Origin of the sequence: Variovorax sp. GrIS 2.14 (assembly GCF_046115955.1) — a bacterium.
Lineage (GTDB): Bacteria > Pseudomonadota > Gammaproteobacteria > Burkholderiales > Burkholderiaceae_C > Variovorax.
The window spans coordinates 523,098-537,621 of sequence record NZ_JBJXIA010000001.1 but is presented as its reverse complement, the minus strand read 5'-3'; the positions used below and the strand labels follow the sequence as shown (position 1 = coordinate 537,621).

9 protein-coding genes are annotated in these 14,524 nt (G+C 65.1%); 5 read left to right on the top strand and 4 right to left on the bottom strand.

Translation table 11 applies throughout. From position 1 onward, the window contains the following. Positions 1–15 precede the first annotated feature (15 nt). Positions 16–2,646, bottom strand: coding sequence for a leucine--tRNA ligase (leuS, locus tag RCH10_RS02515; protein WP_409051136.1), 2,631 nt, complete (start codon positions 2,644–2,646; stop codon positions 16–18). A 178-nt stretch (positions 2,647–2,824) separates the two neighbouring features. Between leuS and glgB the strand changes: the two genes are divergently transcribed. The 5 genes from glgB to RCH10_RS02490 all read left to right on the top strand — a co-directional run bounded on the left by glgB (position 2,825) and on the right by RCH10_RS02490 (position 12,490). After that, positions 2,825–4,999, top strand: coding sequence for a 1,4-alpha-glucan branching protein GlgB (glgB, locus tag RCH10_RS02510; RefSeq protein ID WP_409051135.1), 2,175 nt, complete (start codon positions 2,825–2,827; stop codon positions 4,997–4,999). Between the two features lie 28 nt (positions 5,000–5,027). Then, positions 5,028–7,082, top strand: a complete 2,055-nt coding sequence (gene glgX, locus RCH10_RS02505) for a glycogen debranching protein GlgX (protein ID WP_409051134.1) — start codon at positions 5,028–5,030, stop codon at positions 7,080–7,082. Positions 7,083–7,180: 98 nt separating this feature from the next. After that, a complete protein-coding gene (glgC, locus tag RCH10_RS02500; protein ID WP_409051133.1) occupies positions 7,181–8,473 on the top strand; it encodes a glucose-1-phosphate adenylyltransferase in 1,293 nt (430 codons plus the stop codon). A gap of 6 nt (positions 8,474–8,479) precedes the next feature. Then, positions 8,480–9,940, top strand: coding sequence for a glycogen synthase GlgA (glgA, locus tag RCH10_RS02495; protein ID WP_409051132.1), 1,461 nt, complete (start codon positions 8,480–8,482; stop codon positions 9,938–9,940). A 39-nt stretch (positions 9,941–9,979) separates the two neighbouring features. Continuing rightward, positions 9,980–12,490 (top strand): glycogen/starch/alpha-glucan phosphorylase, encoded by a 2,511-nt coding sequence (locus RCH10_RS02490; RefSeq protein ID WP_409051131.1) that lies wholly within the window; start codon positions 9,980–9,982, stop codon positions 12,488–12,490. A 49-nt stretch (positions 12,491–12,539) separates the two neighbouring features. On the opposite strand, the gene RCH10_RS02485 is transcribed toward RCH10_RS02490, so the two are convergent. The 3 genes from RCH10_RS02485 to dapB are packed head-to-tail and all read right to left on the bottom strand — an operon-like array spanning position 12,540 to position 14,524. Then, positions 12,540–12,986: an ExbD/TolR family protein gene (locus tag RCH10_RS02485; protein ID WP_409051130.1), complete on the bottom strand. Its 447-nt coding sequence runs from the start codon at positions 12,984–12,986 to the stop codon at positions 12,540–12,542. A 16-nt stretch (positions 12,987–13,002) separates the two neighbouring features. Further along, a complete protein-coding gene (locus RCH10_RS02480; protein ID WP_409051129.1) occupies positions 13,003–13,713 on the bottom strand; it encodes a MotA/TolQ/ExbB proton channel family protein in 711 nt (236 codons plus the stop codon). A 10-nt stretch (positions 13,714–13,723) separates the two neighbouring features. Continuing rightward, the gene (dapB, locus tag RCH10_RS02475; protein ID WP_409051128.1) at positions 13,724–14,524 is read right to left on the bottom strand and encodes a 4-hydroxy-tetrahydrodipicolinate reductase; all 801 of its coding nucleotides are present in this window, start codon (positions 14,522–14,524) and stop codon (positions 13,724–13,726) included.

The following is a 14,524-nucleotide window of genomic DNA, read 5'->3' as shown; positions in this document are numbered from 1 at the left end:
TTTCATTCCACCACGTCAGAGCACGACGTTGACCAGCCGACCCGGCACCACGATGACGCGCTTCGGCACCGCGCCCTGCGCGTGGGTCGCGAAGGCTTCGCTGGCCAGCACGATCTTCTCGATCTCCTGCTTCGACGCACCCGTCGGCACACTCACCGCGCCACGCAGCTTGCCGTTGATCTGCAACATCAATTCGACCTCGTCTTGCGCCAGTGCCGCTACGTCGACGGCCGGCCACGGCGCATCGAGCAAGTCGCCGAATTGCTGGTCGTAACCGAGCGCCAGCCAGAGCTGGTGCGTGATGTGCGGCGTTGCCGGATACAGGCAACGCAGCAGGATGCCGAAGCCTTCACGCACCGCCGCGGAGTCACCGGCGCTGCCGTCGGGCTTGAAGGCGTCCAGTGCGTTCAGGAGCTTCATCGCGCCCGACACTACCGTGTTGTACTGCATGCGCTGGTAGTCGTAGTCGACCTGACGCAATACGCTGTGCACCTCGCGACGCAGCAACTGCGCGCTCTTGCCGAAGGTGGGGGCAGCGCCCTTGCCTGCAGCCGATGCAGCCAGCGCGACGCCGAAATTCCACACGCGCCGCAAGAAGCGCGAACTGCCTTCGACCGCCGCGTCGTTCCACTCCAGCGTGGCCTCGGGCGGCGCGGTGAACATCGTGTACAGCCGTGCCGTGTCGGCGCCGTACTTCTCGATCAGGTCTTGCGGGTCGACGCCGTTGCGCTCGCTCTTACCCATCTTGCCGACACCGCCGTATTCGACCTTGCGACCACCGGCCACCGTGCCGCCGACGATGCGGCCCGCGGCATCGAGCGTCGGCGTCACTTCGAGCGGCGGGTGGTAGTGCTTGCCGCCCTTGTCGTCGCGGTGGTAGTAAATGTGGTTGAGCACCATGCCCTGCGTCAGCAGCTTGGCGAAGGGCTCGTCAATGGTCACCAGGCCCAGGTCGCGCATGACCTTGGTCCAGAAGCGGGCGTAGAGCAAATGCAGGATGGCATGTTCGATGCCGCCGATGTACTGGTCCATCGGCATCCAGTACTGCGCGCCTTCGCCGACCATCGCCTGGTCGTTCTTGGGGTCGCAATAGCGCATGAAGTACCAGGATGAATCCACGAAGGTGTCCATCGTGTCGGTCTCGCGCCGAGCAGGCTTGCCGCACACGGGGCAAACGACGCCGGCGTGGAAACCTTCGTGCTTGATCAGCGGGTTGCCGGAGCCGTCGGGCACGCAGTCAGTCGGCAAAATGACTGGCAGATCCTTCTCGGGCACCGGCACCGCGCCGTGCTCGTCGCAGTGGATGATGGGGATCGGCGTGCCCCAATAGCGCTGGCGGCTCACGCCCCAGTCACGCAGCCGCCATGTCGTCTGCAGTTCACCCAGGCCTTTGTGCTGCAGCGCATGCGCCACCGCAGCCGCCGCCTCCTTGAACGGCATGCCGCTGAAGTTGTCGGAATTGATGGTCACGCCGCGCTGCTTGTCGGCGTACCAGTCCTGCCACTTGTGATAGTCGAAGTGCGGCTCGTCGTCGACCAGCACCACCTGGATGATCTCGATGCCGTATTTGTTGGCAAAGGCGAAATCGCGCTCGTCATGTGCCGGCACGCCCATCACCGCGCCATCGCCGTAACCGATCAGCACGTAGTTGCCGACCCACACCGGGATCGGCTCGTCGGTGATCGGGTGCATCACGACCATGCCGGTGTCGACGCCCTTCTTCTCCTGCGTCGCGAGTTCGGCCTCGGTGGTGCCACCGCCCTTGACTTCCTCGATGAAGGCAGCGACTTTCGGATTCGTCTTGGCGGCGTGCAGCGCCAGCGGATGCTCCGGCGCGACGGCGCAGAAGGTCACGCCCATGATGGTGTCGGCGCGCGTCGTGAAGACGTACATGCGGCCGTCCTGGATCAATTGGCCGCTGCCATCCTCGATGTCGTGAGGGAAGGCGAAGCGCACGCCTTCGCTCTTACCGATCCAGTTCTCCTGCATCGTCTTCACGCGCTCGGGCCAGCCCGGCAGCTTGTGTTGGGTGTGCTCGAGCAGCTCAGGCGCGTAAGCGCTGATCTTCAGGTAGTAGCCGGGGATTTCACGCTTTTCGACGGTCGCACCGGTGCGCCAGCCCTTGCCGTCGATCACCTGTTCATTGGCCAGCACGGTCTGGTCGACCGGGTCCCAGTTGACGACCTGGGTCTTGCGATAAGCGATGCCTTTTTCGAGCATCTTCAGGAAGAGCCACTGGTTCCACTTGTAATAGCTCGGGTCGCAGGTGGCGATCTCGCGGCTCCAGTCGATCGCCAGCCCCATCGCCTGCAGCTGCCTGCGCATGTAGTCGATGTTTTCGTGGGTCCACCTGGCTGGCGGCACACCGTTCTTGATGGCGGCGTTTTCCGCGGGCAGGCCGAAAGCGTCCCAGCCCATCGGCATCAACACGTTGTAGCCGCACATGCGCAGGTAGCGCACCAGCATGTCGTTGATGGTGTAGTTGCGCACATGGCCCATGTGCAGCTTGCCGCTCGGGTAGGGCAGCATGGAGCAGGCGTAGTATTTCTTCCGCTTTGCGTCTTCGATGACGCGGTAGGCGTCGGCAGCGGTCCACTGGGCCTGGGCGGCCGACTCGACGTCGCTGGGTTTGTAGCTGGGGTTCATGGCAATTCGGCAGGAGCCCGGCACCGGGCGGCCGGGGGAAGGCGGATTATCGCGGGTGGCAGCACGTTGGCGCCTCCGCCATGCGGCCAGCCCCGTTTTCGCGTGCCACAATGAATTCGACCCCGCGCAAAACGCGACCCGCGCGCTGTCCGGTGTCTTTTGGGAAGCCCGCTGACCGATGGCCCTGCTGCCCGATTCAGAAATCAACGCGCTGATGCGCGCCGAACACGGCGACCCGTTCGCGGTGCTCGGCCCGCACGAAACCAGCGCCGGCCTCACGATCCGGGCACTGCTGCCCGGCGCCCGCTCGGTGACGGCCGTGCACGCGCGCTCGGGCGACCCGCTCGCGGTGCTGGCCCGGCATGGCGATACCGATCTTTTTTCGGCGCTGGTGCCCGCTGCGCCGGCCCGACTCGGCTACCTCTTTCAGGTCGACTGGGGTGGTCACACATCGGAGCTCGACGACCCCTACCGTTTTGGCCCCGTGCTGGGCGAGACCGATGTCTGGCTGCTGGCCGAAGGCACGCATCTGCGGCCTTACGAGCAGCTCGGTGCGCACTTGCGGGAGGTCGACGGCGTGCGCGGCGTCGCTTTTGCGGTGTGGGCGCCGCACGCGCGCCGCGTATCGGTGGTGGGCGACTTCAACCAGTGGGATGCACGCCGTCACATGATGCGGCTCAGACGCGAGTGCGGTGTCTGGGAAATGTTCGCGCCGCACCTGATGGCGGGCGACAACTACCAGTTCGAGCTGCTCTTCGCCGATGGCACGGTGCAGCGCAAGGCCGATCCGTTTGCGTTCTCTGCGCAGTTGCGCCCGCATACGGCCTGCGTGGTGCGGCCGCTGCCTGCTGCAGTGCCGATGCCAAAAGGCCGCGCCGAAGCCAACCAGCGTGATGCGCCCATCAGCATCTATGAAGTGCATCTGGGCTCATGGCGTCGGAACCACGGTGAGTGGCTCAACTACCGCGAACTGGCCGAAACGCTGGTGCCGTATGCACGCGACCTGGGTTTCACGCACCTCGAATTGCTGCCCGTCAGCGAGCATCCGTTCGATGGCTCGTGGGGCTATCAGCCGGTCGGCCTGTATGCGCCGACGTCGCGCTTCGGCACGCCGGAGGACTTTCGCTTTCTGGTGGCAGCCGCGCACGAAGCGGGGCTCGGCGTCATCCTCGACTGGGTGCCAGCGCACTTTCCGACGGACGCGCACGGCCTTGGCAATTTCGACGGCACGCCCCTGTACGAGTACGCCGACCCGCGAGAGGGCTTCCACAACGACTGGAAGACGCTGATCTTCAATTACGCGCGCCCCGAGGTTCGCAACTACCTGGTCGGCAACGCGTTGTATTGGCTGGAACGCTACGGTGTCGATGGTCTGCGCGTCGATGCGGTGGCGTCGATGCTGTATCGCGACTACAGCCGCGAGCCGGGTCAGTGGGTGCCGAATGCTCACGGCGGTCGCGAGAACCTCGAAGCCATCGAGTTCCTGCGCCGCATGAACCGCGTAGTCGGTGTCGAGCGGCCGGGCGCAGTGACGATCGCCGAAGAGTCGACGAGCTTCCCCGGTGTGACACGTCCGCCCTCCGAAGACGGCCACAGCGGCGGGCTCGGCTTCCACTACAAATGGAACATGGGCTGGATGAACGACACGCTGGCCTATGCCGGCACCGACTCGCTGCACCGAAAGCACCACCATCAGAAGATCACGTTCGGCCTGATGTACGCGCACTCCGAGAATTTCGTGCTGCCGCTGTCGCACGACGAAGTGGTGCACGGCAAGGGCTCGATGATCGGCCGCATGCCGGGCGACGAATGGCAGAAGTTCGCTGGCCTGCGCAACCTCTACGGCTACCTCTGGGCGTACCCCGGCAAGAAGCTGCTCTTCATGGGCAGCGAATTCGCACAGATCGCCGAGTGGAACGCCAACCAGAGCCTCGACTGGCACCTGCTCGACCGCGCGCCGCATCAAGGGGTGCAGCGCCTGGTGCGCGATCTCAACAACGTGTACCGGCACTTTCCCGCACTGCACGAACTCGACAACGAAGGGCCGGGCTTCGAATGGATCGTGCACGACGACGCCGACCAGTCGGTCTTCGCCTTTATCCGCCGCGCCCGCGATGGCACCTTCGTCATCGTGGTGTGCAACTTCACGCCGGTAGTGCGACGTGGCTATCGCCTCGGCGTGCCCGTCGCCGGCGCCTATCGCGAAATCCTGAACACCGACAGCACGGCGTACGGCGGCAGCGGTGTCGGCAACGGTACGGTCTGGAGCGACCTGGTGCGCTGGCATGGCAAGGAGCATTCGGTCGCCGTGGATGTGCCGCCGCTGGGGACGTTGATGTGGGTGCTGGTTTGAACCGACACGACAAGATGAAGACAGCACGATGAACACAGGCCACCCCTACCCCCTGGGCGCCACGCCAAGCCCACAAGGCGTCAACTTCGCCCTCGTCGCGCCTAACGCGACCAAGGTCGAGTTGTGCCTGTTCGACAGCTCCGGCAAGCACGAGCAACAGCGTCTCGCGCTGCCCGCCTGCACCGATGGCGTATGGCACGGGCAGCTCTCGAGCGGCCGGGCGGGCTTGATCTACGGCTACCGGGTGCACGGCCCGTGGTCGCCCAGAGATGGGCACCGCTTCAATCCGGCCAAGGTGTTGCTCGACCCCTACGCGCGCGCCATCAACGGTCGCTACGGTGGTGAAGAAATCTTCGCTGGCCACGATGCCAGAGACGCGACGCAGCCTGATCGCCGCGACAACGCATCGGTGGCACTCAAAGCCTGCGTGGCAGCGCCGCTGCCTACCGCGCCAGCCGGTCGCGCCCGCATTGCGGCCAGCGAACGCGTGCTTTACGAAGCGCACGTCCGCGGCCATACGCGGCTGCACCCCTCCGTGCCCGAAGCGCTGCGCGGCAGCTACGCGGGACTGGCGCAGCCGGCGGTGCTCGATCACCTGCAGCGACTCGGCGTCACCACGCTGAGCCTGATGCCGGTGCAGCACCGTGCCGACGAGCAGCGGCTGCTCGGCATGGGGCTCAGTAACTACTGGGGCTACAACACCATCGGCTGGTTCGCACCGGAGCTGCGTTACTGGAGCGGCCAGGTCGGCACCACGCCGGCGAGCGAGTTCCGCGCGATGTCCGACGCGGTGCATGCGCGCGGCATGGAACTGGTGATCGACGTGGTCTACAACCACAGCGCCGAAACCGATGAACTTGGCCCGACGCTGTCGATGCGCGGCATCGACAACGCGCTGTACTACCACCTGCGCCCGGACGATCGCGCGCTCTACGAGAACTGGACCGGCTGCGGCAACTGCCTGAAGCTCGACGAACCCCGCGTCGTGCAGCTCGTGATGGACAGCCTGCGCTACTGGGTCACCGAGTTCGGAGTCGATGGCTTTCGGTTCGATCTGGCGCCGGTGCTCGGCCGCGATGCGGTGACCGGTTTCGACCGGCGGGCGCCCTTTTTCGCCGCGGTAGCGCAAGACCCTGTCTTGTCGCGTGTGCTGCTGATCGCCGAGCCTTGGGACATCGGACCCGGTGGCTACCAGCTCGGCGCCTTTCCTTCCGGCTGGCTCGAATGGAACGACCGTTACCGCGACACCCAGCGCGGCTTCTGGGTACGACAGGGTCGCGACGGCAGCGCGGGCCTCGGTGACTTCGCGCACCGTTTCACCGCATCGAGCGAGCAGTTTCGCCACGACGCGCGGGCACCGACCGCGAGCGTGAACTTCGTGACGGCGCACGACGGCTTCACGCTGCGCGACGTGGTCAGCTACGACGAGCGCCACAACCTCGCCAATGGCGAGAGCAACCGCGACGGCACGAGCCACAACATGAGCCGCAACTGCGGTGTCGAAGGGCCGAGCGACGACTTGGCCGTGAGGGCCGAACGCACGCGCCTGCAGCGGGTATTGCTGGCAACACTGCTGCTCTCGCAAGGCACGCCCATGCTGCTGGCCGGCGACGACCTCGGCCACACGCAACAAGGCAACAACAACGCCTACTGCCAGGACAGCGAGCTGACCTGGCTCGACTGGGCCGCAGCCGATGCGTCGCTTGCGCCCTTCATCGCGCGGCTCACGGCCTTGCGCCGCGAGTCGCCGGCGCTGCGCAACGCGCATTGGTGGCTTGCCGGCGATGCCGCTTCTGCGGGTGTCCATTGGCTGCGCCCGGATGCCCAACCAATGACAGCTGCAGACTGGCAAGGCACGGCCCTTGCAATCCGGTTCGATCCACTCCCGGGTGCCGCCGCCGGCGAAGGGATGCGGCTCGTGCTGGTGAATTCAGGCGCCGCGCCCGTCGACTTCCGGTTGCCCGAGGGCACCTGGCGTGGCTGCCTCGCTACCGACCCGGCGCAAGACGAATCCGTCGCATCGCAGCCGTTGCCGGCAAGCGTCCGTGTGGCACCTGCGAGTCTGTGGATTGCAAGAACGTAGGAGCCATGCGCGCGTGCCGGTGCTAGGCTGGAATCGAGGCAAGGATCTGGACAAGAACTGCAGACGAACGAACCAACAAAGACAGACGGAGACACACCATGGACCAACCCACGCCAGTCACTCTCGAGGCGCATCAGCTCGTGCGCCGCACCATCGCCCTCGTGCTTGCCGGAGGCCGCGGCTCGCGGCTGAAGCAGCTCACCGACCGGCGCGCCAAGCCGGCCGTGTACTTCGGCGGCAAGTTCCGAATCATCGATTTCGCGCTATCGAATTGCCTTAACTCCGGTATCCGGCGGATGGCGGTGGTCACGCAATACAAGTCGCATTCGCTGATGCGCCACTTGCAACGCGGCTGGAGCTTCTTGCGGGCCGAACTCAACGAGATGGTCGATGTGCTGCCTGCGCAGCAGCGCGTGGGTGACGAGCACTGGTATCGCGGCACGGCCGACGCGGTGTTCCAGAACCTCGACATCCTCCAGACCCGGTCGACGAAGCACGACTACGTGGTGGTCCTGGCCGGTGATCACATCTACAAGATGGACTATTCGATCATGGTCAAGGACCATGCCGAGCGCGGCCTGGGCTGCACCGTCGGCTGCATCGAAGTACCGCGCATGGAGGCCACGGCTTTCGGCGTGATGGCGATCAATGAAGACCGCGCCATCACCGCATTCCTCGAAAAGCCTGCGGACCCGCCCGCGATGCCCGGCAACCCGGACGTCGCGCTGGCCAGCATGGGCATCTACGTGTTCGACTCGCAGTACCTCTACCAACTGCTCGAAGAAGACAACCTCGATCCGGATTCGGATCACGACTTCGGCAAGGACATCATTCCCCGGGCGGTGGCCGAAGGGCGCGCACTCGCGCATCCGTTCGGCATGTCGTGCGTAACGCGCGGGCCACGCGGACCCGGCGCTAAGGCTTACTGGCGTGACGTGGGCACGATTGATGCATTCTGGGCGGCCAACCTCGATCTGGCCTCCATCACCCCCGAGCTCGACATCTATGACACCGACTGGCCCATCTGGACCTACCAGAGGCAACTGCCGCCGGCCAAGTTCGTTCTTGACCGCGACGGCAAGAACGGCATGACCTTCAACACCATCGTGTCGGGCGGTTGCATCGTTTCGGGCTCCTCCGTCAGCAATTCGGTGCTGTTCTCGGGTGTGCGTATTCATTCGTTCTGTGACATCACCGAGGCCGTGCTGCTGCCCGACGTAGAGATCGGACGCGGGGCGCGCCTTAAAAAAGTGGTGATCGACCGCGGCTGCACGATCCCCGACGACATGGTCATCGGCGAAGACCCGGCCGCCGACGCAGCACGCTTCGAGCGCACCGAGGCCGGCGTGACGCTGGTCACCCGCGAGATGCTCAAGCGTCTCGAAATCTGAGCGCAGATGCGAATTCTCCAGGTCAGCGCCGAACTTTTCCCCCTCCTCAAGACCGGTGGCCTGGCCGACGTGGCGGGTGCGCTGCCGATCGCGCTCGCAGCCGCCGGGCAGGAGGTGCGCGTGTTGCTGCCTGGCTTTCCGGCCATCCTTGCAGGCGTTGTCGACCTGGTGCCCGTTGCCGAACTGCGGGCGCCGTGGGGCGACACCAGCCGCTTGCTGCTCGGCCGCATTCAAACAACCGGCGCACCCGATGTTCCCGCCTACGTGATCGATGCGCCGGCGCTGTACGACCGGCCGGGCAACCCTTACGAAAACGCCGATCGCCAGCCCTACGACGACAACCACCGCCGTTTCGCGTTGCTCGGCTGGGCCGGCGCGCAATTGGCCCAAGGGCTCGATACGGCCTGGCAGCCGCAGGTGGTGCACGCCCATGATTGGCACGCCGGCCTGGTACCCGCGTACCTGGCCTTTGCCCAGCGGCCAGCCGGACCGCGCGTCGGCAGCGTCTACACCGTGCACAACCTGGCTTACCAGGGTGTGTTCGCGCCGTGGCACTTTGCCGACCTTGGACTGCCAGGGCCGGCGTTCCAGATGAATGGGCTCGAATACCACGGCCAGCTGTCCTTCATGAAAAGCGGGCTGTACTACGCCGACCGCCTCACCACCGTGAGCCCGACCTATGCCCGCGAGATCCAGACGTCCGAACAAGGCTTCGGCCTCGACGGCTTGCTGCGTGCGCGCAACGGCGTGCTCACCGGCATCCTCAACGCGGTCGACGACCAGGTCTGGAACCCGGCCAACGACACACTGCTGGCCTACCGCTTTGAAGCTCGGCGCATGGCCGGAAAGGCGCTCAGCAAAGCAGCACTGCAGCGACAGCTCGGCCTTTCCGAATTGCCCGATGCCCCGCTCTTCATCGTGGTCAGCCGACTGACAGAACAAAAAGGACTGCACCTCGTGCTGAGCGGTCTCGATGCGCTGCTCGAACAGGGCGGCCAGCTGGCGCTCCTCGGCGGCGGTGACGCCTGGCTCGAAGAGGCGTTTCGCCATCGCGCTGTCGCCATGCCGCAGTCGGTGAGCGTGACCATCGGGTACAACGAGTCGTTGGCACACCAGCTCTTCGGCGCCGGCGACGTGACGCTGGTGCCCTCGCTTTTCGAACCCTGCGGCCTCACGCAGATGTACGGACTCAAGTATGGTTGCCTGCCGCTTGTGCGCCGCGTTGGCGGATTGGCCGATACAGTGGTCGACACCACACTCGAGGACATGGCGGACGGCGAGGCCACCGGCTTTGTCTTCGACCGCTTCGAGCCCGGCGACTACGCGCGTGCCATGCGTCGCGCCTTCGCCCTGTACCGGCGTCCGACCGATTGGAAACGGGTGCGTGCCACCGCCATGCGCCGCCCGGTCGACTGGGCAACCGCCGCCGCGCAATACATCGCGGTCTATCAACAGGCCATCGCCTGACGGCTTCCAAGCCCCCCTCACAACATCTGCGAACACTTTATGACCACAACGACGCCCACGACCGCAGCGACACCTATCAAAACTTTCGAATACGACCATCCCGATCGTGACGTCGCCGCTTTCAAACGCGCCGTTGCGAACAAACTGATCTACGCGGTCGGCAAAGACCCAGTCGCGGCCAGCCAGGACGACTGGCTCAACGCCACCGCGCTGGCCGTGCGAGACCAACTGGTCGAACGCTGGATGACCACCACCCGTGCGCAGTACCAGCAAGACGTGAAGCGCGTGTACTACCTCTCGATGGAGTTTTTGATCGGGCGCACGTTCACAAACGCACTGCTGGCGGTCGACCTCTACGACACCGTGCGCGAGGCGCTGGCCGACTTCGGCGTCGACATGTCGGCGCTGGCCGAACGCGAGCCCGATGCGGCGCTCGGCAACGGTGGCCTCGGCCGCCTGGCCGCGTGTTTTCTCGACTCGATGGCGACGCTCGGCGTTCCCGGCATGGGCTACGGCATTCGCTACGAATACGGCATGTTCCGCCAGCGCATCGTCGATGGCCAGCAAGTGGAGACGCCCGACTACTGGCTCACACGCGGCAACCCGTGGGAGTTCCAGCGGCCCGAGGTCAACTACCGCGTGCGCTTCGGCGGCCATGTGCAAAAGCGTGAGGGCAACAACGCGCCCTACGGCGCTGCCGACTGGGTCGACACGCACGACGTGCTGGCCGTGGCCTACGACACCATCATTCCGGGCTACGGAACGCAAGCAACCAACACGCTGCGCCTGTGGTCAGCGCGCGCTACCGAAGAGATCGACCTGTCTGCCTTCAACAAGGGCAACTACATGGTCGCGGTAGAGAGCAAGAACCAGTCGGAAAACGTTTCTCGCGTGCTGTACCCCGATGACTCGACAACGTCGGGCCGCGAGCTGCGGCTGCATCAGGAGTACTTTTTCTGCAGCGCCAGCGTGCAGGACTTGTTGCGCCGCTATCTGCGCAACCACACCACCTTCGACCAGCTGGGCGACAAAGTCAGCATCCACCTGAACGACACGCACCCGGTGCTCGCGGTGCCCGAGATGATGCGATTGCTGCTCGACGAGCACAACCTCGACTGGGACACGGCCTGGGCCGCCACGCAAAAGGTCTTCAGCTACACCAACCACACGCTGATGCACGAGGCGCTGGAAACGTGGCCGGTCGAGATGATGGGCCGCATCCTTCCGCGACATCTGCAGATCATCTATGACATGAACGCGAAGTTTCTCGCGACCGTGACGCAGAAGGTCGGCAACGATGTCGAGCTGCTTCGCCGCTTGTCGCTGGTCGACGAGTCCGGCGAGCGGCGCGTGCGCATGGCGTACGTCGCGGTGCTTACGAGCCACTCGATCAACGGCGTGTCGGGCCTGCATTCGGAGCTGATGAAGCAATCGATTTTTGCCGACTTCAACCGTATCTTTCCGGAACGCTTCAACAACAAGACCAACGGCGTGACGCCGCGCCGCTGGCTGGCGCAGGCGAATCCGTCGCTCGCCGCACTGCTCGACCAGCGCATCGGCAAGGGCTGGCGCCGCGACCTGATGCAGCTCGAAGCGTTGAAGCCGATGGCGGCACAACCCGCCTTCGCACGTGCGTTCCGGCATGCCAAGCGCGAGAACAAGTTGCGCCTGGCCAACTGGATCGAGCAGCACATGGGCGTGGTGATCGACACCGACGCAATGTTCGACGTACAGGTCAAGCGCATCCACGAATACAAGCGCCAGTTGCTCAACGTGCTGCACGTGATCACGCGCTACCAGCGCATCCTCGACGCGCACGCGGCGGGCGGAACCATCGACACCGTGCCGCGCGTGGTGGTGTTCGCGGGGAAGGCGGCGTCGGCCTATGTCGTCGCCAAGATGGTGATTCGGCTCATCAACGACGTGGCAGCAGTCATCAACAACGACCCACGCGTCGGCAAGTTGCTGAAGGTCGTTTTCTTGCCAAACTACAGCGTGAGCCTGGCGGAGATCATCATGCCGGCGGCCGATTTGTCAGAGCAGATTTCAACCGCCGGCACCGAGGCTTCGGGCACCGGCAACATGAAGTTCGCGCTCAACGGCGCACTGACCATCGGCACGCTCGACGGCGCCAATGTCGAGATGCGCGACAACTTCGGCGCAGAGAACATCTTCATCTTCGGCAACACCACGCCGGAGGTTGCGGACATCCGCTTGCATGGCTACCAGCCGCGCGACATCTACGGCGCCAACCCCGAGTTACAGCGCGTGCTGGACGCGGTGCGCGACGGCGCGTTCTCTCCCGGCGAGCCTTCGCGCTACCAAGGCATCTACGACTCATTGGTGAACTGGGGCGACCACTATCTGCTCTTGGCCGACTACGCCAGCTACATCGAGGCGCAAGGCAAGGTCGATGCGCTGTACCGCGATGCGGATGCGTGGACGCGGATGGCGATCCTCAACGTAGCGGGCATGGGCGCGTTTTCGTCGGACCGGACCATTGCGGAGTACGCGCACGACATCTGGCACACGAAGCCGGTGGTGCTCTGAACGTCTGAGCCTCCGCGTGCCATCGGCCCTTGAGGCCGATGGCTTCGCGTCAGCGCGCGGGCTGCGTTGGCGCTTCGGTCACGAAGCCGATGCGGCTCAAGCCCGCCTTGTTCGCGATGCCCATGAGCTCGACGATCTTGCCGTACGGAACCGTATGGTCGGCACGCAGTTGCACCTCGGTGTCGCGGCTGTCGGCGGCGGCTTTTTGCAAGCGACTCGCGAGTTCGTCATCGCTCACCGCCTGGTCGTTCAAGAACACCTTGCCGGCCGCATCGACCGACAGGCTCACGAACTTGGGCGTGTCGTTGGGCTGGCCGGCATCGGTTTGCGGCAGATCGAGCTTGATCGAACTGGCCATCAGCGGCGCGGTGATGATGAAGATCACCAACAGCACGAGCATGACATCGACCAGCGGCGTCACGTTGATGTCGGAGAGCGGACGTTGTCCGCCAGTGCCACCGTGGCTGCTTCCGAGCGAAATGCGACCGAAGGCCATTTGCGTATTCCGCGGGTCAGGCGACCGGCATCGGCCGCGCCGGCGGCAACGTTTCGTCGCGCCGGGCTACCACGCCGCCAAAGGTGCCGAGCAGGTCGTGCGCAAAACCTTCGAGCTCGGCCTCGATGCGGCCGATCACACGACCGAACACGTTGTAGGCCAGCACGGCCGGGATCGCCACCGCGAGGCCGAAAGCCGTCATCACCAGCGCCTCGCCGACCGGACCGGCCACCTTGTCGATCGTGAAGCCACCGGTCTGCCCAGCAATACCGGACAGCGCCCGGTAGATGCCCCAGACGGTTCCGAGCAGGCCGGCGAAGGGCGCCGTGGCGCCGACGGTCGCCAGCAGGATCTGGCCCGACTGCAGTCGGCGAAGCGAACCATGCAGTGCGTCGCGCAGCACGCGTGTGAGCCGCTGCGACCGATCACCAGCCGCGCCGAGCGTAGTGCTGCTCGTTGCAGTCGCAACAGCCAGGTTTTTGACAGCCGTTACCGCAGGCAACACCAGCGCCGTGCGATCGAAAGACTTGAGGTTCTGCTCTGCCTCGGCCAGCGTGGTGGCCTGCCAGAACGCGGCGATGCTACGCAACACGCTGCGGGTGCCGCTGCGCAACAACCAGGCTTTCAGCAGGATAACGACCCAGCTCGACACCGACATCGCGAGCAATAGCGCCGCCACCGCGCGGCTGACGCCATCGCCCTGGGTCAGCAGCTCGAGAACGCTCACCCGATGCCTTCTAGCGCAGGCCGAGCGCGTCGAACATGTCGAACAATCCAGCCTTTTGCTGCGCAAGGAACTGCACAGCGCGGAAGCTGCCTTGCACGTAAGTGGCGCGGCTGGCCGACTTGTGGGTGATCTCGATGCGCTCGCCAGTGCCGGCGAAGAGCACGGTGTGGTCGCCGACGATGTCGCCGCCGCGGATGCTGGCAAATCCGATGGTGGACGGGTCGCGCTCACCGGTCAGGCCTTCGCGGCTGTAGACGGCGCATTCCTCCAAGTCGCGACCCAGCGCGTCGGCGATCACTTCGCCCATCTTCAGCGCGGTGCCGGACGGCGCATCGACCTTGTGGCGATGGTGCGCCTCGATGATCTCGATGTCGTAGCCGGTCGAAAGTGCCTTCGCCGCCATTTCGAGCAGCTTCAAGGTGACGTTGACGCCGACGCTCATGTTGGGCGCCATGACGATCGCGATGTCCTCGGCGATCTTGGCGATCTCCGCTTTTTGCGCGTCGGTGAAACCTGTCGTGCCGATGACCGCTTGCACACCGAGTTCGCGGCAGACCGCGAGGTGCGCCAAGGTGCCTTCAGGCCGCGTGAAGTCGATCAGCACCTGGGCATCTTTGAGCCCATTGCGCAAATCAGAGACGATCGGCACGCCGCTCGCAAAACCGAGAAACGCGCCGGCGTCGGTGCCGAGGGCTTCGGAGCCCGGCACATCCAGCGCGCCGGCCAGTTCGAGGTCAGGCGCGTTGCGCACGCCCTCGATGAGCATGCGGCCCATGCGACCAGAGGCGCCAGCTATCGCGATACGCCGCAT